Consider the following 20,669-nt stretch of genomic DNA (forward strand, 5'->3'; position numbering starts at 1 on the left):
TCAGCGAGTGAACGGCGCTGTGCGGCGCATTTCCAGCCATGCCACGGCGATCATACCGACCACGACTGCCAGCCACAGGCTGACCGTTCGGATGCCAATCGCGACGGTCAATGCGGTATCCACCGCAACACCTGCTGCGCCAAGCATGAGAACGATAGCGGCTTCAGTGGTACCCACGCCGCCGGGCACGAACGAGAGCGCACCGACCAGCATGGCCAGGGGGTAGATGCCCAACGCCAGGGGCCAAGGCAGCGCAATGCCCATGGCGTGGCACAGCAGCGCAAAGGCGGCAGCGGTCAGCAGCCAGGCGGCGAAACCGTGCAGGCTGGCGTGCAACAGCAGGCGAACGCGCAGCAGCGGGCCCAGTGCGCTCGCACCGCTTACCAGGAAATGACCAAGGCGGCGCAGCTGCGCACCCGGCAGGTGTTCGATGCACCGATGGGCGGTGCGCGCCAACGGGGGCCAGCAGCCCAGCAGGGCCAAGGCCAGCACCACAGCCAGAATGATCGCGGCCAGCGCGCCGAACGCGGGAATCAGGTGGGCGGCACCGATCGCCAGAGCGGTGATCACCAGCAGGTCCTGCGCACGTTCAAAGATGAAGGTGGCCAGGGTGGCGCTGGCCGGAATGCCCTGCCAGCCGAAATAGCGGATGCGCAGCAGTTCGCCGGCCTTGCCGGGCGAGGCGGTGAAGGCAAAACCCGCAAGGTAGGCCAGCGCGCCCCGGCCCCAGCTGTGCGGGCGCAGGCGCTGCTCAGCGAGCACGGCGCGCCAGCGCTGGTAGCGGAACAAATAGCTCGCCACTACCAGGGCACTGCACAGCAGCAGCGTACTGGCGTGGTCTGCCAGTTGCGAAAGGATGTTGCGGTCGCGGTCGAGGTACCACAGGACCGCCAGATAGGCCGCCGCCGTGGCGGCGACCCAAAGGCCTGCGCGGCCCCGGCGAGCCGGCTTCACCGGCGCCGGGGACGTGCAGTCAGGCATTACAGCGCCTTTTCCAGCTCCGGCAGGATCGCAAACAGATCCCCGACCAGGCCGATATCGGCAATCTCAAAGATCGGGGAGTCCGGATCCTTGTTGATCGCCACGATCGTGCCGGCATCCTTGATGCCGGTCAGGTGCTGGATGGCACCGCTGATGCCCACGGCCACGTACAGTTCCGGCGCGATGATCTTGCCGGTCTGGCCCACCTGCAGATCGCTGGGCACGTAGCCGGCGTCGACCGCGGCACGCGAGGCACCGACGGCGGCACCCAGCTTGTCGGCCAGCTGGAAGATGACCTTGAAGTTCTCTTCCGAACCAACGCCGCGGCCACCGGAGACCACGCGCTTGGCGGCCTGCAGGTCCGGGCGGTCGCTGGCACCGGCGGCCAGGCCCACGAAACGGGTGTGGGTCGGCAGGGCCGCATCCACGCTGGCTGCTTCAACGGTGGCATTGCCGCCCTGGGCCGCTTCCGGCCACGAGGCGGCGCGCACGGTGGCGACCACGATCTGATCGGCCGGGGCTTCCACGGTGATGATGGCGTTGCCGGCGTAGATCGGGCGCTTGAAGGTGTGGCTGCCTTCCACGCTCATCAGGTCGGAGACCTGGTTGACGCCCAGCAGGGCGGCCACGCAGGGCATCAGGTCCTTGCCGAAGGTGGTGGACGGGCCGAACACGTGGCTGTAGCCCTTGGCCAGCTGCGCGATCTGCGGGGCCAGCACCTGGGCAATGGCCTGCGCATTGGCGGCGTTGGCCACGGTCAGGACCTTGGCCACGCCAGCGATTTTCGCGGCTTCAGCGGCAACGGCGGTCGGGTCGGCGGCCAGCACCAGCACGTCGATGCTGGCACCGCTGATGGCGGCGGCGGCGCTGACGGTCTTGGCGGTGGCGGCGTTGAGCTTGCCGTCGTGGTGCTCGGCGATGACGAGAATCTTGCTCATTACAGCAGCCCCTTCTGCTTGAGTGCGGCAACCAGTTCGGCCGCGTCCTTGACCATCACACCCTTGCTGCGCTTGGACGGCGCGGCGTACTGGGTGGTCTTGAAGGTGTCGGCGGCTTCAACGCCCAGATCGGCCAGCTGCAGGGTTTCCAGCGGCTTGGCCTTGGCCTTCATGATGTCCGGCAGCTTGATGAAGCGCGGCTCGTTCAGGCGCAGGTCGGTGGTGACCACCGCCGGCAGGTCCACTTCCAGCGTTTCCAGGCCGGCGTCGACTTCGCGGGTGACCGTGGCCTTGCCGTCGGCAATGTCCAGCTTGCTGGCGAAGGTCGCCTGCGGGCGGCCCCACAGCGTGGCCAGCATCTGGCCGGTCTGGTTGGCATCGTCGTCGATGGCCTGCTTGCCCAAGATCACCAGGTCCGGCTGTTCCTTCTCGATCAGCTTGAGCAGGGTGCGCGAGGCGGTCAGCGGCTGGATGGCCTGGTCGGTCACCACGTGGATGGCGCGGTTGGCGCCCATGGCCAGGCCATTGCGCAGGTGCGCCTGGGCGTCGGCCGGGGCGATGGTGGCGACCACCACTTCCGTGGCGATGCCCTTGTCGCGCAGGCGCAGCGCTTCTTCCAGTGCGATTTCATCGAAGGGATTGGGGGACAGCTTGACGCCGTCGGTGACCACGCCGGAACCGTCCGGCTTGACCTGAATGCGGACGTTGTAGTCCACCACGCGCTTGTACGCGACGAGGATTTTCATCTGGTACTCGATCCTTGTAGTGCCGGCCGTTGGCCGGCTCACAGTAACGGGAAACGTCCGGTCCTCGCACAGCAACCGGTTCGGGGGTGGGATCTGGATTCTAACTGGCCTTGCGTGACCATGCGAATGCGTATGGTTTTGTTGCGTTGCGTCAAAAAAACCCTGAATCTGCCTGCGCCGTTCACCTCGCGCAGGCAGTCGTGAAGAACGCCGCCCTGTATGCTGTGGCGCTGTGTTGGAGCACCTGCGGGTGCTCCCAGGATGAATTCACTAACAGGAGAACAGGTAGTGCCCACTTGGCTTGTCACCGGCGGCGCCGGCTTCATTGGCGGTAACTTCGTTCTCGAAGCCGTCGCCCGCGGCATCAAGGTCGTGAACCTGGATGCGCTTACCTACGCCGGCAACCTGAAGACCCTGTCCAGCCTGGAGGGCAATCCGAACCACGTGTTCGTGCAGGGCGACATCGGCGACCGTGCCCTGGTGGCGCGCCTGCTGGCCGAACACCAGCCCGATGCGGTGCTGAACTTCGCCGCCGAAAGCCACGTGGACCGTTCCATCGACGGCCCGGGCGCCTTCATCCAGACCAACGTGGTGGGCACCCTGGGCCTGCTGGAAGCGGTGCGCGACCACTGGAAGGGCCTGCCGGCCGACGAGAGCGCGGCCTTCCGCTTCCTGCACGTGTCCACCGACGAGGTGTACGGCACCCTGGGCGAGACCGGCAAGTTCAGCGAAACCACCCCGTATGCGCCCAATTCGCCGTACTCGGCGTCCAAGGCGGCGTCGGACCACCTGGTGCGCGCGTTCCACCATACCTACGGGCTGCCGGTGCTGACCACCAACTGCTCGAACAACTACGGCCCGTACCACTTCCCGGAAAAGCTCATTCCGCTGGTGATCGCCAAGGCGCTGGCCGGCGAGCCGCTGCCGGTGTACGGGGATGGCAAGCAGGTGCGCGACTGGCTGTTCGTGACCGACCACTGCGAAGCGATCCGCACCGTGCTGGCCAAGGGCCAGGTGGGCGAGACCTACAACGTGGGCGGCAATTCGGAAAAGCAGAACATTGAAGTGGTGCACGCGATCTGCGCGCTGCTCGATGCACGTCGTCCGCGCGACGATGGCCAGCCGCGCAGCAGCCAGATCACCTACGTGACCGACCGCCCCGGCCATGACCGCCGCTATGCGATCGATGCGTCCAAGCTGAAGAACGACCTGGGCTGGGAACCGGCGTACACCTTCGAACAGGGCATCGCCTTCACCGTTGACTGGTACCTGGACAACCAGGAATGGGTGAACGGCGTGCTGGATGGCAGCTACCGCCTGCAGCGCATCGGCACTTCGGCCTGAACCCGGGAGACGACATGACCCAACGCAAAGGCATCATCCTGGCCGGCGGTTCCGGCACGCGGCTGTATCCGATCACCAAGGGCGTCAGCAAACAGCTGCTGCCGGTGTACGACAAGCCGATGATCTACTACCCGCTGAGCGTGCTGATGCTGGCGGGCATCCGTGAAGTGCTGATCATCAACACCCCGCACGAACAGGCGTTGTTCCAGCAGCTGCTGGGCGATGGTTCGCAGTGGGGCATGGATATCCAGTACGCCGTGCAGCCCAGCCCCGATGGGCTGGCCCAGGCCTACCTGATCGGCAAGGACTTCGTCGGCGGCAAGCCGAGCTGCCTGGTGCTGGGTGACAACATCTTCCACGGCCACGGCCTGCGCGAAGTGCTGCGCAACGCCGACCAGCGCCACCAGGGCGCCACCGTGTTCGGTTACTGGGTGAATGATCCGGAGCGCTACGGCGTGGCCGAGTTCGACAAGAACGGCAAGGTCATCGATCTGGTGGAAAAGCCCGAGAATCCGCGCTCCAACTACGCGGTGACCGGCCTGTACTTCTACGACGGCAACGCCAGCGACTACGCCGCCGAGCTGAAGCCTTCGCCGCGTGGCGAGCTGGAGATCACCGATCTGAACCAGCACTACCTGCGCGAAGGGCAGCTGCACCTGGAAGCGCTGGGTCGTGGTTATGCTTGGCTCGATACCGGTACCCACCAGTCGCTGCTGGAGGCATCCAACTTCATCGAAACCATCCAGACCCGCCAGGGTCTGCAGGTCTGCTGCCCCGAGGAAATCGCCTTTGGCAAGGGCTGGATCAGCGCCGAACAGCTGGAGGCGCTGGCCGCACCGCTGATCAAGAATGGGTACGGCCAGTATCTTCATAAACTCGCATTGCGTGGAGTCGTTCCGTGAAAGTGATTGAAACCAAGTTGCCCGGCTGCGTGGTGATCGAACCGGCCGTGTTCGGCGATGCCCGCGGCTATTTCTTCGAAACCTGGAATGCCGAGCGCTTCGCTGCGCTGGGCCTGCCGGATCGTTTCGTGCAGAGCAACGTCTCAACCTCTGCCAAGGGCGTGCTGCGCGGCCTGCATTACCAGTGGCCGCGCCCGCAGGGCAAGCTGGTCAGCGTGCTGGAAGGCGAGGTCTACGACGTGGCCGTCGACATCCGTCGCGGCTCGCCCACCTTTGGCCAGTGGGAAGCGGTGGTGCTGAGCGCGGAGAACAAGAAGCAGTTCTGGATTCCGGAAGGCTTCGCGCATGGCTTTGCGGTGCTGTCCGAGCGTGCGGTGTTCAGCTATCTGTGCACCGAGGTCTACCTGAAGGACTTCGATGCCGGCGTGCGCTGGAACGATGCCGATATCGCCGTGGACTGGCCGATCAGTGCGCCGACGCTGTCGGCCAAGGACGAGGCCGCGCCGTTCCTGAAGGACATTGCCGAGGACCGCCTGCCGGTCTACACCGCATGACCGTGCTGGTGCTTGGCGGCAACGGCCAGGTCGGACAGGAGCTGCTGCGCGCACTGGCCCCGCTGGGGCCGGTGGTGGCGACCACGCGTAGTGGCCAGCTGCCCGATGGCAGTGCCTGCGAAGTGGCTGACTTCGGCCAGCCTGACAGCCTGCCGGCGCTGCTGGACCGCCTGCAGCCTTCGGTGGTGGTGAATGCCGCCGCCTACACGGCGGTGGATCGTGCCGAACAGGACGCGGAGGCCGCCTTCGCGGCCAACGCGCAGGCGCCGGGCGTGATCGCGCGCTGGTGCGCGGCCCATGGCGTGCCGTTCGTGCATTACTCGACCGACTACGTGTTCGACGGCCAGGGCAGCGCGCCGTATCGCGAAGACGAGCCGACCGCACCGCTGGGCGTGTACGGCACCAGCAAGCGCGACGGCGAGGATGCCGTGCGTGCCGCAGGTGGGCGCCACCTGATCTTCCGCACTGCGTGGGTGTATGCCTCGCATGGCGCGAACTTCCTGCGCACCATGCTGCGGGTGGGCGCCGAGCGTGACCAGCTGCGGGTGGTGGCCGACCAGATCGGCACGCCGACGCCGGCCGCGCTGATCGCCGATGTCACCGCGCAGGCGCTGCAGCATCCGGGGCAGCTGTCGGGCACCTGGCACCTGACCGCCAGTGGCCAGACCAGCTGGCATGGCTTTGCCGAGGCGATCTTCGCGCAGGCACTGGCGAGTGGCGTGCTGGCGAAAGTGCCGGCGGTGGAAGCCATTGCCAGTTCCGAGTACCCGACCCCGGCCAAGCGTCCGGCCTGGTCGGTGCTGGACAATCGCAGGCTGCAGGAGGACTTCGGCATCGAACTGCCGGCATGGCAGGACGGCTTGAAGCGGGTGATGGCGGAGATTGCCACCGCGTAGCGTCGAGCTTGCTCGACTGCGGGCGGTCGCGGCATACGCGCCGCTCCGCTTGTGGATCCACGCATGGCGTGGATCTACTGGTCAGGGAAGGGGTCAGAGCCCGTTGCGCAGCAACGGGATCCGACCCCAGCGGTCCAGCTCAGCTGCGCCCGTAGGTGTCCTCGAAGCGCACGATATCGTCTTCGCCCAGGTAGCTGCCCGACTGCACTTCGATCAGTTCCAGCGGCAGCTTGCCCGGATTGCGCAGGCGGTGGGTCACGCCCAGCGGAATGTAGGTGCTCTGGTTTTCGCTCAGCAGGATCACTTCATCGCCACGGGTGACTTCGGCGGTGCCGCTGACCACGATCCAGTGCTCGGCACGGTGGTGATGCATCTGCAGGCTGAGCGTGCCACCGGGCTTGACGGTGATGCGCTTGACCTGGAACCGCTCGCCGTTGTCGATGGAATCGTAGGCGCCCCACGGGCGGTAGACCTTGCGGTGCCAGGTGGCTTCGCTGCGGCCATCGGCCTTCAGCTGCGCCACCACGGTCTTGACCTCCTGCATGCGATCGGCCTTGCCGACCAGCACTGCATCGTCGGTCTCGACCACGATCACGTCATCCAGGCCGACCATGGCCACCAGACGCTGGCCGTAGGCGTAGGTGTTACGGCAGTCAATGGCGATCACATCGCCCTGGTGGGCGTTGCCGTCGCCATCCTGCTGCGACACATCGCGCAGCGCCGTCCAGGAACCCACATCGTTCCAGCCGGCATCCAGCGGCACGACCACGGCATCGGCGGTCTTTTCCATCACCGCGTAGTCGATGGAGTCCGACGGCACCGCAGCGAACGCATCCTTGTCCAGGCGGGTGAAGTCGGCATCGCGGCGCGCCTGCTGCCAGGCGCTGCGACTGCCGGCCAGCATCTGCGGCTGGAAGCGCTCCAGTTCCTGCAGGTAGCGCGAGGCCTTGAACAGGAACATGCCACTGTTCCAGTAGTACTGGCCACTGGCCACGTAGCCGCTGGCGGTTTCAAGGTCGGGCTTTTCGACGAAGCGCTCGACCGCACGCGTACCCTGGCCGTCGGCGGCCTTGATGTAGCCGTAGCCGGTTTCCGGGCCGGTCGGCACGATGCCGAAGGTGACCAGCTTGCCCGCTTCGGCAGCGCCAGCCGCCGCCTGCACGGCGCTGCGGAACGCGGCTTCATCGGTGATCACGTGGTCCGAGGGCAGCACCAGCAGCAGCGCATCGGCGCCGTCACGGGTGGCCTCCAGCGCGGCCACGGCAATGGCCGGGGCGGTGTTGCGGCCCATCGGTTCCAGGATGATCGCGGCCGGTTCGGCACCGACCTGCTGCAGCTGTTCGGCCGCCACGAAGCGATGTTCTTCGTTGGCGATCACCAGCGGGCCGCGGCTGGCGATCGGCGCCACGCGCTGCCAGGTGGCCTGCAGCATGGTGCTGTCGCCGGCCAGGGGCAGGAACTGCTTCGGGTAGGCTTCGCGCGACAACGGCCACAGGCGCGTGCCGGAACCACCGGACAGGATGACGGGTTGGATGATGCTCATGATCTTCCTTTGATTATTTCTGCAGCAGGGAGGAAATCTCGTCGGTGCGCGCCTGCATCAGCGCAGCGTCGCCTCGGGATTCCACGTTCAGTCGAAGCAGCGGCTCGGTATTGGAACTGCGCAGGTTGAAGCGCCACTGGCCGAAATCGGCGCTGATGCCATCGGTATGGTCCAGCGCCGGGGCCTGGTCCGCGAAGTGCGCCATCACCCGCGCCACGGCGGCCTTGGCATCGGCCACCTTGAAGTTGATTTCGCCGCTGCAGGGGTAGGCCGCCATGCGGTCTTCCACCCAGTCGGCCAGCGAACGCCCACTTTCAGAGACCAGCTGCGCGATCAGCAGCCACGGAATCATGCCCGAATCGGCATAGGCGAATTCGCGGAAGTAATGGTGCGCGCTCATTTCGCCGCCATACACGGCATCTTCGGCGCGCATCTTTTCCTTGATGAAGGCATGGCCGCTCTTGCACAGCACCGGCACGCCGCCGGCCTGTTCCACCATGTCGGTGGTGTTCCAGACCAGGCGGGGATCGTGCACGATCTTGCCGCCCGGGTTGCGCGCCAGGATCGCCTTGGCCAGCAGGCCGACCAGGTAGTAGCCCTCGATGAAGCGGCCGCTGTGGTCGAAGAAGAAGCAGCGGTCGAAGTCGCCATCCCAGGCAATGCCGAAATCGGCGCCGTGTTGGCGCACGGCCTCGGCGGTTGCAGCGCGGTTTTCCGGCAGCAGCGGGTTGGGAATGCCATTGGGGAAGTTGCCATCGGGTTCGTGGCAGATGCGGATGAACTCGAACGGCAGGTGCGGTGCCAGCAGGTCGACGATGGCGCCGGCACCACCGTTGCCGGCGTTGACCACCAGCTTCAGCGGCTTCAGCTTGCCGGCATCGACGTAGCTCAGCAGGTGCTGGATGTAGGCGCTCTTGTCGTGCTGCGTGGTCTGCGCGGCACTCGGCGGCTGCTCGCTGCCGGTATCGGCGGCCACGGCATCGGAGATAGCGAACAGGCCGGTATCGGAACTGATCGGCCGCGCGTTTTCCTTCACCAGCTTCATGCCGTTGTAGTCCATCGGGTTGTGGCTGGCGGTCACCATCACGCCGCCGGCCGCACCCAGGTGGTCGGTCTGGAAATAGACTTCCTCGGTGCCGCACACTCCGATGTCGATCACTTCGCGGCCCACGCCGCGCAGGCCCGCGGCCAGCGCATCCTGCAGGGCCGGGCTGGTCAGGCGCACGTCGTGGCCCAGCACCACCGGTCCGGGGGCGAGCTGCGCGGCCAGGGCCACGCCGATGCGGCGGGCCAGGTCTTCATTCAGTTCTTCCGGCACGCGGCCGCGGATGTCATAGGCCTTGAAGGCGGGCAGGGGCATCGAGCGAGTCCTTGGTGAGATCAGTCCTCTAGTGTAATCCGAGGTGGGTTTGGGAATCGTTCCCATGCTGAAACGCCACCTGACCGGCGGGCGTTTTCACGTGGGGACAGGCTTGCGTCGCCGCCGCGCCTTTGGTGTCACCCCCGGCAGTGGCGCCAGCAGCGCCTCCAGATCCTCATCGTTGAAGCGTGGTGCGGCCGAATCGGCGCCTTCCAGCAGGGTGTCGGCCAGCGCGGCCTTGCGCTGCTGCAGCTCGGCAATGCGCTCTTCGATGCTGCCGGCGGCAATCAGCCGGTAGACGAACACCGGTTGCTGCTGGCCGATGCGGTGCGCACGGTCGGTGGCCTGGCTTTCCGCCGCCGGGTTCCACCAGGGGTCGAAATGGATGACCGTGTCGGCCGCGGTCAGGTTCAGGCCGACGCCGCCGGCCTTCAGGCTGATCAGGAAGATCGGCACCTCGCCCTGCATGAAACGCTGCACCGGGGTGGCCCGGTCCTGGGTGTCGCCGGTCAGCTGCACATAGCCCAGCCCCAGCTCGTCCAGGGTCTGGCCGATCAGCGCCAGCATGCTGGTGAACTGCGAGAACAGCAGGATGCGGCGGCCTTCTTCCACCATGTCCGGCAGCATGTCGCGCAGCAGCTCCAGTTTCGCCGAGGGCGCCTGCCGGGCCGGCGCTTCACCGGGCAGCAGGCGCGGGTCGCAGCAGACCTGGCGTAGCTTCAGCAGCGCATCGAGCACCACGATGTGGCTGCGGCCCAGCCCCTGGCTGGCTACCGCTTCGCGCACCTTGGCTTCCATCGACGCGCGCACGGTTTCGTACAGGTCGCGCTGCGCGCCTTCCAGTGCCACGCTGCGGGTGATCAGCGTCTTGGCTGGCAGTTCGGTGGCCACCTGGTCCTTGCGCCGGCGCAGCATGAACGGACGCAGGCGCTGCGCCAGCAGGTGCGCGCGCTGCGGGTCGGTGCCGCGCTCGATCGGGTGCCGCCAGTGCTGGTTGAACAGCTTCTCGCTGCCCAGCAGGCCGGGCAGCAGGAAATCGAACTGGGTCCAGAGTTCGCCCAGGTGGTTTTCCAGCGGTGTGCCGGTCAGGCACAGCCGGTGCCGTGCATGCAGCGTGCGCAGGGTGACCGCCGCGCGCGACTTCGGGTTCTTCACCTGCTGCGCCTCGTCCAAGATCAGCAGGTGGTAATCGTGGGCCTGCAGCGCCGCTTCATCGCGCCACAGCAGCGGGTAGGTGGTCAGCACCAGGTCGTGTTCGCCAATACGCGCGAAGTCGTCGGTGCGGTCATTGCCGTGCAGGACCAGTACGCGCAGGTCGGGGGTGAAGCGCGCGGCTTCGCTCTGCCAGTTGTGCAGCAGCGAGGTGGGCACTACCACCAGGGCCGGTTGCTGCAGCCGACCGGCCTCTTTTTCCAGCAGGATGTGCGCCAGCGTCTGCAGGGTCTTGCCCAGGCCCATGTCGTCGGCCAGCACGCCGCCCAGGTCCTGCTGGCGCAGGTACTGCAGCCAAGCCAGGCCCTCGCGCTGGTATGGGCGCAGAGTGGCGGCCAGGCCGGCGGGCGGCTCCACCTCGCCCAGTGCGGGCGCCTGCATCAGCCGTTGCACCAGCGCCCGGGTGTCCTTGCGGCTCTTGAACTGCAGGCGGGCATCGTCCTGCAGTGCCCGCAGGCGGCCACGGTCGCGCGCGGACAGGCGCAGGGCGCCGCCGCGCTGGGTGAACAGGTCGGCCAGCAGGGCGATGACCGGCTTCAGCCGGCCGGCGCGAAGTGCGATGCGGGTGTTGTCGCCGGCCGACAGCAGGATGTTCTCGTCGTCGCCAATGCTGTCGATCTGCCCGCGCAGCCAGCGCGGATCGGTCTGCAGCACCTGCTGCAGCAGCGGCGCCAGCGCCACGCTGCGGTCATCGACCTGGATATCCAGCGCCAGCGTGAACCAGCCCTCATCCTTCGGGTCGGCCTGGATATCAAGCTGGATATCGTCCACCCGGGTGATGCGGTGGCGGAAATCGTCGGCCGGTTCGATCTTCCAGCCCAGTGCCTCCAGGCGCGGCACTTCATCCAGCAGGAAATGGGTCCAGTCGTGCGTGCGCAGGTCGAACTGCGGGCCGGCGCCGTCCAACACCGCGCGCGGGTTCTGGTCGCGATACAGCTGCGCGCTGCGCAGTTCTTTTTCGCGCCGGGCTTCTTCGGCCAGGTCGCGCGGCAGCAGGGCCAGACGGCCCTCGGCATCGTGCGCGAACAGGGTGGGGTCATCCAGGAAGCGCACGTGTTCGTCGTACTCGAACGCCACGGTGGCCACGTCGGCCCACTGCGACGGCGCGCGGTAGCCCAGCCAGGCCGGACGGAATTCCACCGTATGCAGGCGCAGCACCGGGGTCATGGCCTGCACCTTCAGCGTCGCAAGCGCGGCGCTACCGCCGGGGCGCGGCAGGGCCGGGTCGATCTGCATCAGCAGCTGGGCCACGATGGGTTCTTCGTTGGGCAGCAGCGGCGGCAGCTCCAGGAACTCATCGGCGTCGGCCACGGCCACGTCCAGCAGCAGCGCTCCGACTTCGCCGGTGGCCGGGTCCAGGTAGCAGGCCGACTGCCCCAGCACCATGCCCTGCGCACCGCCTTCCACTTCCAGCCAGGGGGTGGGCAGGGTCGTGCCCTGCTGAGGCAGGCTGCGCCAGCCCAGGGTGCCACGGCGCGGTGCACCGCTGCGGGCGGGCACGCGCTGGCCCGGGCCGTCGCCATGGATCCAGCCATGGCCACTGGCCACGATCAGCTGCAGGGTCGCGTTGAAATCGAACTGGCGGCCCTTCATGCGGCCCTGGCGCAGCGCCCACAGCTGTGCCAGCACGGCCACGTCGTCCTGGCTGAGGTAGCCGGGCGGTTCCAGCAGCAGGTCGGGGGTGACGTCCAGCAGCTTTTCGAAGGTCAGCGGTCCGCCGGCGGCCTGATGAGTGCGGTGCGGCAGGATCGCAGGCCGGTTCTGGAAGGTGGCCAGGTCGAAGGCGATGCCACGCGGCTGTACGCGCGCCGGCGTGCTGCGCGCGGCCTGCCAGCGCGACAGTTCGTCCAGCAGTTCGGCACGCGGCGGCATGGCCAGGTCCTGCGCGCTCAGGGGTGTCGGGTCCTGCGCCAGCTCGGGTTCCAGCAGCTGGATGACCAGCACCGTGGCCACGTGCTTGCAGTTCTGCCCCACCGGGCAGGTGCAGTGGCTGTGCAGGCGGCTGCGCGCGGTGCGCGTGCTGGCGGCCAGGTCGATTTCCACGTGGTAGGGCTGGCGCGCGCTGCCCTGGACTTCGGCAGTCAGCAGATCGCCCTGCAGCTGCAGGTCGCGCACGCTGGACAGGTAGTGCGCGGTCTTCTGCAGCGTGCGCTCGTCGATCCAGCGCAGAAGGTCTTCGTCGGTGTAGGTCAGGGCCATCGCTACCTGCGGGGGCGGCGGCGTGGTGCGAGCCACGCTGCGTGGAGGGTGCGGCATTCTACCCAAAGCCCCTGCAACGCCCCGACAATGCTGCGGCGCATCCAGGGCCCGGGCGGGCCTGCGGCTAGAATGCCCTCATTCTTACCGTGCAGGGCAGTACAGCAATGCAGCAATCGACTTCCAGCAGCAAGCGCAGCAAGCGCTTCGCCTCGGCGGCGCAGGCGCTGCAGGGCGTGGTCGCCGATGGCCAGATCCTGGCCGTGGGTGGCTTCGGCCTGTGTGGCATTCCCGAAGCGCTGATCGCGGCGCTGCGCGACAGTGGCGCCAAGGGCCTGACGGTCATTTCCAACAATGCGGGCGTGGATGGCTTCGGCCTGGGCCAGCTGCTGGAAACGCGGCAGATCAAGAAGATGATCTCGTCCTACGTGGGCGAGAACAAGGAATTCGAACGCCAGTTCCTGGCCGGCGAGCTGGAACTGGAATTCAACCCGCAGGGCACCCTGGCCGAGCGCCTGCGCGCCGGCGGTGCGGGCATTCCGGCGTTCTTCACCGCCACCGGCTACGGCACCGTGGTGGCCGAGGGCAAGGAAACCCGTGAATTCGACGGCAAGCACTACGTGATGGAAACCGCGCTGCGTGCCGACGTGGCCCTGGTGAAGGCGTGGAAGGCCGACGAGGCCGGCAACCTGGTGTTCCGCAAGACCGCGCGCAACTTCAACCCGGCCTGCGCGATGGCTGGCAAGGTGTGCATCGTGGAAGTGGAGGAGGTGGTGCCGGTGGGCGCGATCGACCCGGACCAGGTGCACCTGCCGGGCATCTACGTGCACCGCATCGTGCACAACCCGCATCCCGAAAAACGCATTGAACAGCGCACGATCCGCGCGGAGGGCAACTGAGATGGCGTGGACCCGTGACGAGATGGCGGCCCGCGCCGCCCGAGAACTGACCGATGGCGCCTACGTGAACCTCGGCATCGGCCTGCCGACCCTGGTGGCCAACCACATTCCCGAAGGCGTGGACGTGTGGCTGCAGTCCGAGAACGGCCTGCTGGGCATCGGCCCGTTCCCGACCGACAGTGAAGTGGACGCCGACCTGATCAACGCCGGCAAGCAGACCGTGACCGCGCGCGCCGGTGCCAGCTACTTCGGCAGCCACGACAGCTTCGCGATGATCCGCGGTGGCCACGTGAACCTGGCCATCCTGGGCGCCATGCAGGTGACCGACAAGGGTGACCTGGCCAACTGGATGGTGCCGGGCAAGATGGTCAAGGGCATGGGCGGCGCGATGGACCTGGTGGCCGGCGTGCAGCGCGTGGTGGTGCTGATGGAACACACCGCCAAGAACGGCGAGCACAAGATCCTGGCCGAATGCTCGCTGCCGCTGACCGGCGTGGGCGTGGTCGATCGCATCATCACCGACCTGGCCGTGTTCGACGTGACCGACAACGGCCTGCTGCTGGTGGAGGCCGCGCCGGGTGTGGGCGATGATGAACTGAAGGAAAAGACCGGCGTCGCGTTCGCGCGCGCCTGATTGAACGCACGGGGGCCGTTGGCCCCCGCTGCTCAACTGCGGCGGGCGTAGGCGTACGTCGTGTCCGGGGGTGAGGGCAGCCCGAGCAGCGTGGCTGCATCCCGCTGGTGGTAGCCCGCATGGCGCGCGACCAGCGTGAACGTCCGCTCGACCGCATGGGCGAGGGTGCCGTCCACCTGCCCGGCCTCGGTATCGAACAGCGAAGGCTGCAGGTGCGTGTCCAGCATGGGCCGCAGAGCTTCAAGCCGCACCCAGAACATGCTCCCAGCGATGAAGCTGTCGGCGTTGATGTCGCCCTGCGCCACGCCAAAACGGCTCAGCAATGCCTGCACGTTGCGTTCGTTCGCGCCCCAGAAGTAATCCAGGCGTTGTACGTGCCCTTCCGGCGGCACCAGGCCCAGCGCGGGGTCCTTGGCAAAGGCCTCCACGATGCGGGATGCCCGGTCTGGCGCCATCAGACGATCAATCAGCTCGTTGCGCCAGCGGTCGCCATCGCTGCGGTGCGTGGAGCGCTTGGTGTGCAGCTTCAGGACCACGTCCTCGCCCTGTTCAAGCAGCGAATCAGCCACGTGCAGGAAGGGAAGAATGTCCCGGCCATGGTTGGCAAATGCATGGATTTCAGCATCGATGCTACTGGCGGTCAGTACCTGCTTGATCTGCGCATGCCGCTCGTGAGTGGTGGTGACCACCACGCGCCACTGCAGGCCGGTGGCTTTCACCTTGTCCAGCAGTTCGGCGAACACGTCCGGATACCATGCATGAATCACCACGCACGGTCTTGTTGTCCTCTGCCGGAGTCCTGCCGGCGACAACGCCTCACGCGTGGCCTGCAGCCAGGCATGCCCGAGCCGTGCGTCCGGTTCCAGCACGGCGCCTTCGGCCCATTCGTTCCAGGCATTGATGAACACCATGCGCTGGTTCTGCGGGGCCTGCGCCAGGCGCTCATGCACGGTGCTGCGCAGCCAGTCGCGGTAGCCGCGCGGCGACGCATGCAGATACACGCGCCCGCGCCCGGAACGCCGGGCCTCGTTGTCCCAGCCCGGGTTGACCCCGGGATAGAGCGGGTAATCGGGCAGGGGCCGGGCGGCGATTTCGCTGGCCAGCTCGCGCCAGTCGCGTACGTCGCCGTTGAAGTCGGGATTGAGCAGCCACTGCTGCGCCGACAGCGAGCGCGGGTTGCTCATGTTGGGCGGGAACTCGACCGCCGCATCGAATCCAATGTCGCGCGGATCGGGGCGCTCGAAGCCCTGCACATAGGCCAAGTGGATCTCGCCCACGCCGTTGTCGCGGCACCAGCGCCGCCAGCGCTCGGCGGTGGCGCGCGCATCGGGCAGCAGGTTCGGGCGGTAGACCAGCAGCATCGGTCGGCCATCGACTTTCAGCGCACGGCGGTCGCGCAGGTACGGCGCCACGCGGGCGATGAATGCCAGGTCATCATCGGCGCTGTGCTGCTGGCCGATCAGGATGTCGTCGTCGCGGCCGTCCCAGCGCCGTGCCCAGTTTTCATTGGCCCAGCACAGGCAGAACGGCAGCGCGATGCTGTCATCTTCCAGCCACTGCCGCAGCGGGTCTTCCATCAGCGTGCGGCCGCTGAACCAGTAGTAATAGAAGCAGAACGCGCCAATGCCGTGCTCGGCGGCAAGCTGCGCCTGGTCACGCATCACCTGCGGATTGCGCAGGTCATAGAACCCGAGATCGGCAGGCAGTCGCGGTTGGATGTGGCCTTCGAACTGCGGCAGCGCACGGGTGACGTTGCGCCATTCGGTGAAGCCCTTGCCCCACCACGCGTCGTTCTCGGCAAAGGTGTGGAACTGCGGCAGGTAGAACGCGACCAGGGTGGCGGGCATCGGCTCAGGCAGCGCGGCCGTCTGCTGCGGGCGGTGGCCGATGGCGGCTTCGTCGGCACGCCAGCGCAGTTGCGCGCTGGCCCGTGGGCCACCGGTGTCCTGCTGCCCCTTCGGCGGCGGGGGCACCCAGTCGCCATGTCGGGCCAGCAGGCGGGTGCGCAGGCGGTCGCGCTGCGCCTGCGACATCGGCAACGCGCGGAACACCGCGCGCAGCAGCGGAAACAGGGCCTGGCGCAGGCGGCTGCTGCTCATGGCTGGGCGCCCCGGTAGTGGACGTGGACGGCAGGCGGCGGAAGCGTGGCAACGGTCATGCCGCCATTTTCGGTGCTGGCGGCCACGACGGCAAACGCGGCCGTGCTAGCGTGTGGCGATGCTGTTTCCCCATGACCTGCCCGACGCGGATGTGCGCCACCTGCCGGGTTGGCTCCCCCCCGCTGCGGCCGATGCCCTGCTGCCGGCCCTGCAGGCGCAACTGCCGTGGGAGGTCCACCGCATCCGCATGTTCGGCAACTGGGTGGATTCGCCACGCTTGAGCTGCTGGATCGGCGATCCGCAGGCGCGCTATCGCTATTCCGGCGCATTCTTCGAACCGCGGCCGTGGACGCCGCTGTTGGAATCCTTGCGTGAACGGCTGCTGGCCGAAGGCATCGGCCGCTTCAACAGCGTGCTGGTGAACCGCTACCGCAGCGGCGGGGATTACATGGGCTGGCATAGCGATGACGAGCCAGAGCTGGGGACTGAACCGCTGATTGCCTCGTTGAGCCTGGGCGCGGCACGCCGCTTCCTGCTGCGTCGCCGCGATGAACCGGCGCGCAAGGCCGAATTCCTGCTGGGCCATGGCGATCTGTTGCTGATGGGCGGCAGCACCCAGCGCTATTACCAGCATGCGCTGCCGAAGATGGCGCGGGTGCAGGGCGAGCGCATCAACCTGACGTTCCGGTGGATCACCCCGCGCGGGTGACGGTTGGGTCAGAGCCCTTCCCTGCGGGAAGGGGGCATGCCAATGGGGTCGGATCCCTTTCCCGACGGGAAAGGGCTCTGACCCCTGCAATCTCAGCGCGGCAGCGCCTGGCGGTCGCGCTGCCCGCTCACCAGCGTCCAGCCCACCACATCCTGCGCGATCTGCTGCAGACCGCGTTCGAACGCGGCGGCCACGGCCGGCACATCGGTGCTGCCCACCGGCTGTTGCTGGCGGAAGGTGCGGTCGGCGACCACGCGCTGGTCGGCCACGTGAATGAGTTTGGCGTTCAGTTCAATCACCACCGTCGGCGTGGCCTGGCCCTGGTAGTCGGACTCGAAGCGGCGCACATCGGTGGTCAACTTGTAGTCGGCGCGGATGCCGGCGGCCACGCGGGCCACGCCGGGCAGGCGGCCGGAATCTTCGAAGCCGCGCAGCAGGGTGTCTTCGATCATGTCGGTGGCCGGCTGTGCCCAGCTGGCGCCGCGGTAGATCTCCAGTTCCGACGGCGTGGGCCGCACGTTGATGCGCGGGCTGTCGACCATGCGTGCGGCGCTGGGCTTGGCCAGCACCAGCTGCCAGTCGCCCTGCGGCCAGGCCGGGTCCACCTTCACCTGCACCGCAGGCGAATACAGGGTGACCGGGTTCTTGTCGCCGCTGCCGAGGATCGAGCAGCCACCCAGCAGGGCAACCGCCGAGGCGGCCAGCAGCAGGCGCGGAAGGGTCATCGGGCTCATTTGGGTTCGAACTCCTTCGGTGCATCGCGGCCCAGCAGGTAGCGCGCGGGGTTGTTTTCCAGGCGGTCGCTGACCCGGCGCAGGTCGCGGATCAGGCCGCGCAGTTCGGTCAGCGTCGGGCCCAGCTGGCCCAGGCCGTCGTTGGCGAAGCTGTTGATGGCCGCGCGGTTCTCGCCCAGGATCGAATCGGCATTGCCGGCGGCCGAATCCAGCTTGCCCAGGGTGGCATCGAGCTTGTCGATGATGCCCGGCAGCTGCTGCACCAGGTTCTTGTCCAGGCGTTCGATGGTGCCGTTGGTGGTCTTCAGCGTGGCATCCAGGCTGCGGGCCGCGTCGCGCGCACTCAACAGCAGCGCCTGGGTGCCCTGGTCACGGTCGGCCAGGCCGCCGCTGATCGTTTCCAGGTTGGCCAGGGTGGCGTTGATCGAGGCGACGTTGCGGTCGCTCAGGATCTGGTCCATGCGTTCGACGATGCGGTTGGCCACGTCGGTGATGTTCTGCAGCGCTGACGGCGTGGTCGGGATGATCGGCGCCGGGTCCTTGTTCACCGTGGTCAGGGTGGGCGCCTGCGGGGTGCCGCCACTGAGCTGGATGATCGACGGGCCGGTCAGGCTGGTGATGGCCAGCTTGGCGCGGGTATCGGTCTTCACCGGCGTGTTGGAATTCAAGCGGATGCGCGCGACCACCTGGCGCGGGTCGTCGGGCACCAGGTTCAGTTCAGTGATCGACCCCACCGCGATGCCGTTGTACTGCACCGGGCTGCCCACCGACAGGCCGGTGACCGCTTCGCGGAACACCACGCGGTATTCCTGCCAGGTACGGTCGGAGGAGTACTTGGCCGCCCACAGGCCGAAGGCCAGCAGGGCCAGGCCGGTGATCAGGGTGAACGCGCCGATCAGCACGTAGTTGGCTTTGGTTTCCATGGCTCAGGCACTCTCGATCTGTTCGCCACGCGCGGCGCGCGCGCGGGGTCCGTGGAAGTATTCCTGGATCCACGGATGATCCAGTTTCTCGATGTCCGGCAGCGGCGCGTTGGCCACCACCTTGTGGTCGGCGATCACCGCCACCCGGTCGCAGATGGCGTACAGCGTGTCCAGGTCGTGGGTGATCAGGAACACGGTCAGGCCCAGCGCTTCCTGCAGGGTCTTGATCAGGCGGTCGAACGCGGCCGCGCCGATCGGGTCCAGGCCGGCGGTGGGCTCGTCCAGGAACAGCAGCGGTGGGTCCAGCGCCAGCGCACGGGCCAGGCCGGCGCGCTTGCGCATGCCGCCCGACAACTGCGACGGCAGTTTGTTGATGGCATCGGCGGGCAGGCCGGCCAGCTTCACTTTCAGCAGGGCCAGTTCGTAATGCCAGCGTTCGGGCAGTTCGCGGTGGTGTTCCTTCAGCGGCACCTGCACGTTCTCGCCCACGCTGAGCGAAGAGAACAGGGCGCCATCCTGGAACAGCACGCCGGTGTTGCGCTCGATGTGCAGGCGGCTTTCCGCATCATCGGCGCGTGCATCGCGGCCCAGCACCTCGATCTGGCCGGCGTCGGGCACGCGCAGGCCCAGGATCGACCGCATCAGCACCGATTTGCCGGTGCCCGAACCGCCGACCACGCCCAGGATCTCGCCGCGGCGCACGTCCAGGTCCAGCCCTTCGTGCACGGTCTGGCTGCCGAAGCGGTTGGTCAGCCCACGCACGCGGATGGCCAGGTCGTGGCCTTGGTCATCCTGCATCGGGGTGTCATCGGGGTGTGGGTGTGTGCTCATCTCACCAGTCCATGTGCATGAACCACAACGCCGCGAAGGCGTCGATGATGATCACCAGCGAGATGGTCTGCACCACGCTGGAGGTGGTGCGTTCGCCCACCGACTGCGCCGTGCCTTCCACCTTCAGCCCTTCCAGGCAGCCGATCAGGCCGATCACCAGGGCGAACACTGGCGCCTTGGACAGCCCCACCAGCATGTGCCGCACTTCCATGGTTTCGTGCATGCGCGCGATGTACATCTGCGGCGGAATATCCAGATCGAACGCGCCCACGGTGATGCCGCCGGCCAGGCCGGCCGCCATCGCAATGAAGGTCAGCAGCGGCAGGGTGACCAGCAGTGCCAGCAGGCGCGGCAGCACCAGCAGATCGATCGGGTCCAGGCCCAGGGTGCGCATCGCATCGATTTCTTCGCGTGCCTTCATCGCGCCGATCTGCGCGGTGAACGCACTGGCGGTGCGGCCGGCCAGCACGATGGCGGTCAGCAGCACGGCGAATTCGCGCAGGAAGGCGATGTTCACCAGTTCCACCACGTAGATCTCTGCGCCGAAGTCGCGCAGGATGGTGGAGCCGAGGAAGGCGATCACCGCACCCACCAGATAGGACAGCAACGCCACCAGCGGTACCGCGTCCAGGCCCACCTGTTCCATCTGGTGCACGGTGGCGGTCAGGCGGAAGCGGCGCGGTTCCTTGAACAGGCGCGCGGCCTTGACCAGGTTTTCGCCCAGGAAGCTGCACAGCGCCTTGATGTTGTGGCCGGTGGTGTGGACGCTGACGCCCAAGCGCTCCAGCGCGGCCAGCACGCCGAAGTCGCGCTTGGGCTTGGGCCGGTCGTCGGCCACTTCTTCGATCGTGCACACCAGCGCCTGGTGGTCGGGGCGGAAGTGCAGGGCCTGTTCGCCCAGGTCGGCACGATGGGCTACCCGCAGCACCTGCAGCACGCCGGCCGAATCCAGCTGTTCGATGGCGGTGGCGTCGATGCCGGTCAGTTTCTCGGGAACGTCGCGCAGCACCTCGGCCGCCGCAAGTGCGGTCTTCAAGGTCCAGTGGCCGGACAGATGGATCAGCCCGGGGTCGTGGGCATCCTGTTCCAGCCGGGGGCTGTGGTTCGGGGTCATGGGGGCCATTCGGGTCGCAGCATAACCGTTCTGAATTGCACGTCGCGTCGAACC

18 protein-coding genes are annotated in these 20,669 nt (G+C 67.3%); 7 read left to right on the plus strand and 11 right to left on the minus strand.

The genetic code is table 11. The annotated features are described in order from the left end of the window. The 3 genes from C1922_RS03000 to C1922_RS03010 are packed head-to-tail and all read right to left on the minus strand — an operon-like array spanning position 1 to position 2,665. Positions 1 to 981 (minus strand): lysylphosphatidylglycerol synthase transmembrane domain-containing protein, encoded by a 981-nt coding sequence (locus tag C1922_RS03000; RefSeq protein ID WP_108748434.1) that lies wholly within the window; start codon positions 979 to 981, stop codon positions 1 to 3. Beyond that, positions 981 to 1,919 carry an electron transfer flavoprotein subunit alpha/FixB family protein gene (locus C1922_RS03005; protein ID WP_108748435.1) on the minus strand — a complete coding sequence of 313 codons (939 nt, stop codon included), beginning with the start codon at positions 1,917 to 1,919 and terminating at the stop codon, positions 981 to 983. Before C1922_RS03005 ends, C1922_RS03000 begins: the two co-directional genes overlap by 1 nt. Further along, complete coding sequence (locus C1922_RS03010; protein ID WP_060380126.1) at positions 1,919 to 2,665, minus strand: electron transfer flavoprotein subunit beta/FixA family protein; 747 nt, start codon at positions 2,663 to 2,665, stop codon at positions 1,919 to 1,921. Before C1922_RS03010 ends, C1922_RS03005 begins: the two co-directional genes overlap by 1 nt. A 288-nt stretch (positions 2,666 to 2,953) precedes the next feature. Here C1922_RS03010 and rfbB point away from each other — a divergent pair, with 288 nt between their 5' ends. Genes rfbB through rfbD form a run of 4 tightly spaced genes read left to right on the plus strand, consistent with a single transcriptional unit; the run spans position 2,954 to position 6,361 of the window. Beyond that, complete coding sequence (gene rfbB, locus C1922_RS03015) at positions 2,954 to 4,009, plus strand: dTDP-glucose 4,6-dehydratase (RefSeq protein WP_108748436.1); 1,056 nt, start codon at positions 2,954 to 2,956, stop codon at positions 4,007 to 4,009. A 14-nt stretch (positions 4,010 to 4,023) separates the two neighbouring features. Continuing rightward, a complete protein-coding gene (rfbA, locus tag C1922_RS03020) occupies positions 4,024 to 4,911 on the plus strand; it encodes a glucose-1-phosphate thymidylyltransferase RfbA (protein WP_108748437.1) in 888 nt (295 codons plus the stop codon). After that, positions 4,908 to 5,465, plus strand: coding sequence for a dTDP-4-dehydrorhamnose 3,5-epimerase (gene rfbC, locus C1922_RS03025; protein WP_108748438.1), 558 nt, complete (start codon positions 4,908 to 4,910; stop codon positions 5,463 to 5,465). Before rfbA ends, rfbC begins: the two co-directional genes overlap by 4 nt. Further along, on the plus strand, positions 5,462 to 6,361 hold the full coding sequence (rfbD, locus tag C1922_RS03030; RefSeq protein WP_108748439.1) for a dTDP-4-dehydrorhamnose reductase: 900 nt from the start codon (positions 5,462 to 5,464) through the stop codon (positions 6,359 to 6,361). The genes rfbC and rfbD overlap by 4 nt, the downstream gene beginning before the upstream one ends. Positions 6,362 to 6,500: 139 nt before the next feature. Here rfbD and C1922_RS03035 read toward each other — a convergent pair whose 3' ends face one another. The 3 genes from C1922_RS03035 to C1922_RS03045 form a co-directional block, all read right to left on the minus strand. Then, a complete protein-coding gene (locus C1922_RS03035) occupies positions 6,501 to 7,904 on the minus strand; it encodes a mannose-1-phosphate guanylyltransferase/mannose-6-phosphate isomerase (protein ID WP_108748440.1) in 1,404 nt (467 codons plus the stop codon). 13 nt (positions 7,905 to 7,917) lie between these two features. After that, positions 7,918 to 9,264, minus strand: a complete 1,347-nt coding sequence (locus C1922_RS03040) for a phosphomannomutase (protein WP_108748441.1) — start codon at positions 9,262 to 9,264, stop codon at positions 7,918 to 7,920. Positions 9,265 to 9,360: 96 nt separating this feature from the next. Further along, a complete protein-coding gene (locus C1922_RS03045; protein WP_108748442.1) occupies positions 9,361 to 12,675 on the minus strand; it encodes a DEAD/DEAH box helicase in 3,315 nt (1,104 codons plus the stop codon). A 164-nt stretch (positions 12,676 to 12,839) separates the two neighbouring features. Between C1922_RS03045 and C1922_RS03050 the strand changes: the two genes are divergently transcribed. Both C1922_RS03050 and C1922_RS03055 read left to right on the plus strand, forming a co-directional pair. Next, positions 12,840 to 13,571, plus strand: a complete 732-nt coding sequence (locus C1922_RS03050; RefSeq protein WP_108748443.1) for a CoA transferase subunit A — start codon at positions 12,840 to 12,842, stop codon at positions 13,569 to 13,571. 1 nt (position 13,572) lies between these two features. Continuing rightward, complete coding sequence (locus C1922_RS03055) at positions 13,573 to 14,205, plus strand: CoA transferase subunit B (protein ID WP_108748444.1); 633 nt, start codon at positions 13,573 to 13,575, stop codon at positions 14,203 to 14,205. 32 nt (positions 14,206 to 14,237) lie between these two features. Here the strand turns inward: C1922_RS03055 and C1922_RS03060 are convergent, their stop codons facing one another. After that, complete coding sequence (locus tag C1922_RS03060) at positions 14,238 to 16,304, minus strand: glycoside hydrolase family 99-like domain-containing protein (RefSeq protein WP_108748445.1); 2,067 nt, start codon at positions 16,302 to 16,304, stop codon at positions 14,238 to 14,240. A 118-nt stretch (positions 16,305 to 16,422) separates the two neighbouring features. Between C1922_RS03060 and C1922_RS03065 the strand changes: the two genes are divergently transcribed. After that, positions 16,423 to 17,013 carry an alpha-ketoglutarate-dependent dioxygenase AlkB gene (locus C1922_RS03065; protein WP_108748446.1) on the plus strand — a complete coding sequence of 197 codons (591 nt, stop codon included), beginning with the start codon at positions 16,423 to 16,425 and terminating at the stop codon, positions 17,011 to 17,013. 92 nt (positions 17,014 to 17,105) lie between these two features. Here C1922_RS03065 and C1922_RS03070 read toward each other — a convergent pair whose 3' ends face one another. The 4 genes from C1922_RS03070 to C1922_RS03085 are packed head-to-tail and all read right to left on the minus strand — an operon-like array spanning position 17,106 to position 20,624. Then, on the minus strand, positions 17,106 to 17,747 hold the full coding sequence (locus C1922_RS03070) for an ABC-type transport auxiliary lipoprotein family protein (RefSeq protein ID WP_108748447.1): 642 nt from the start codon (positions 17,745 to 17,747) through the stop codon (positions 17,106 to 17,108). After that, positions 17,744 to 18,670: an MlaD family protein gene (locus tag C1922_RS03075; protein ID WP_108748448.1), complete on the minus strand. Its 927-nt coding sequence runs from the start codon at positions 18,668 to 18,670 to the stop codon at positions 17,744 to 17,746. The genes C1922_RS03070 and C1922_RS03075 overlap by 4 nt, the downstream gene beginning before the upstream one ends. Positions 18,671 to 18,673: 3 nt before the next feature. Next, complete coding sequence (locus tag C1922_RS03080; RefSeq protein ID WP_108748449.1) at positions 18,674 to 19,501, minus strand: ABC transporter ATP-binding protein; 828 nt, start codon at positions 19,499 to 19,501, stop codon at positions 18,674 to 18,676. A 1-nt stretch (position 19,502) separates the two neighbouring features. Next, on the minus strand, positions 19,503 to 20,624 hold the full coding sequence (locus C1922_RS03085) for an ABC transporter permease (RefSeq protein ID WP_199912003.1): 1,122 nt from the start codon (positions 20,622 to 20,624) through the stop codon (positions 19,503 to 19,505). Positions 20,625 to 20,669: the final 45 nt, after the last annotated feature.

The organism is Stenotrophomonas sp. ZAC14D2_NAIMI4_7 (assembly GCF_003086675.1).
In the GTDB taxonomy this organism is placed as follows: Bacteria; Pseudomonadota; Gammaproteobacteria; order Xanthomonadales; family Xanthomonadaceae; genus Stenotrophomonas.

What these genes read in the sequence shown, in the direction of transcription:
- C1922_RS03050 (WP_108748443.1), top strand. Translation starts at nt 12,840, where the DNA reads ATGCAGCAATCGACTTCCAGCAGCAAGCGCAGCAAGCGCTTCGCCTCG.
- C1922_RS03085 (WP_199912003.1), bottom strand. Translation starts at nt 20,624, where the DNA reads ATGGCCCCCATGACCCCGAACCACAGCCCCCGGCTGGAACAGGATGCC.
- rfbA (WP_108748437.1), top strand. Translation starts at nt 4,024, where the DNA reads ATGACCCAACGCAAAGGCATCATCCTGGCCGGCGGTTCCGGCACGCGG.
- C1922_RS03065 (WP_108748446.1), top strand. Translation starts at nt 16,423, where the DNA reads ATGCTGTTTCCCCATGACCTGCCCGACGCGGATGTGCGCCACCTGCCG.
- rfbD (WP_108748439.1), top strand. Translation starts at nt 5,462, where the DNA reads ATGACCGTGCTGGTGCTTGGCGGCAACGGCCAGGTCGGACAGGAGCTG.
- C1922_RS03055 (WP_108748444.1), top strand. Translation starts at nt 13,573, where the DNA reads ATGGCGTGGACCCGTGACGAGATGGCGGCCCGCGCCGCCCGAGAACTG.
- C1922_RS03060 (WP_108748445.1), bottom strand. Translation starts at nt 16,304, where the DNA reads ATGAGCAGCAGCCGCCTGCGCCAGGCCCTGTTTCCGCTGCTGCGCGCG.
- C1922_RS03075 (WP_108748448.1), bottom strand. Translation starts at nt 18,670, where the DNA reads ATGGAAACCAAAGCCAACTACGTGCTGATCGGCGCGTTCACCCTGATC.
- C1922_RS03045 (WP_108748442.1), bottom strand. Translation starts at nt 12,675, where the DNA reads ATGGCCCTGACCTACACCGACGAAGACCTTCTGCGCTGGATCGACGAG.
- C1922_RS03005 (WP_108748435.1), bottom strand. Translation starts at nt 1,919, where the DNA reads ATGAGCAAGATTCTCGTCATCGCCGAGCACCACGACGGCAAGCTCAAC.
- C1922_RS03070 (WP_108748447.1), bottom strand. Translation starts at nt 17,747, where the DNA reads ATGAGCCCGATGACCCTTCCGCGCCTGCTGCTGGCCGCCTCGGCGGTT.
- C1922_RS03000 (WP_108748434.1), bottom strand. Translation starts at nt 981, where the DNA reads ATGCCTGACTGCACGTCCCCGGCGCCGGTGAAGCCGGCTCGCCGGGGC.
- C1922_RS03035 (WP_108748440.1), bottom strand. Translation starts at nt 7,904, where the DNA reads ATGAGCATCATCCAACCCGTCATCCTGTCCGGTGGTTCCGGCACGCGC.
- C1922_RS03040 (WP_108748441.1), bottom strand. Translation starts at nt 9,264, where the DNA reads ATGCCCCTGCCCGCCTTCAAGGCCTATGACATCCGCGGCCGCGTGCCG.
- C1922_RS03080 (WP_108748449.1), bottom strand. Translation starts at nt 19,501, where the DNA reads ATGAGCACACACCCACACCCCGATGACACCCCGATGCAGGATGACCAA.
- C1922_RS03010 (WP_060380126.1), bottom strand. Translation starts at nt 2,665, where the DNA reads ATGAAAATCCTCGTCGCGTACAAGCGCGTGGTGGACTACAACGTCCGC.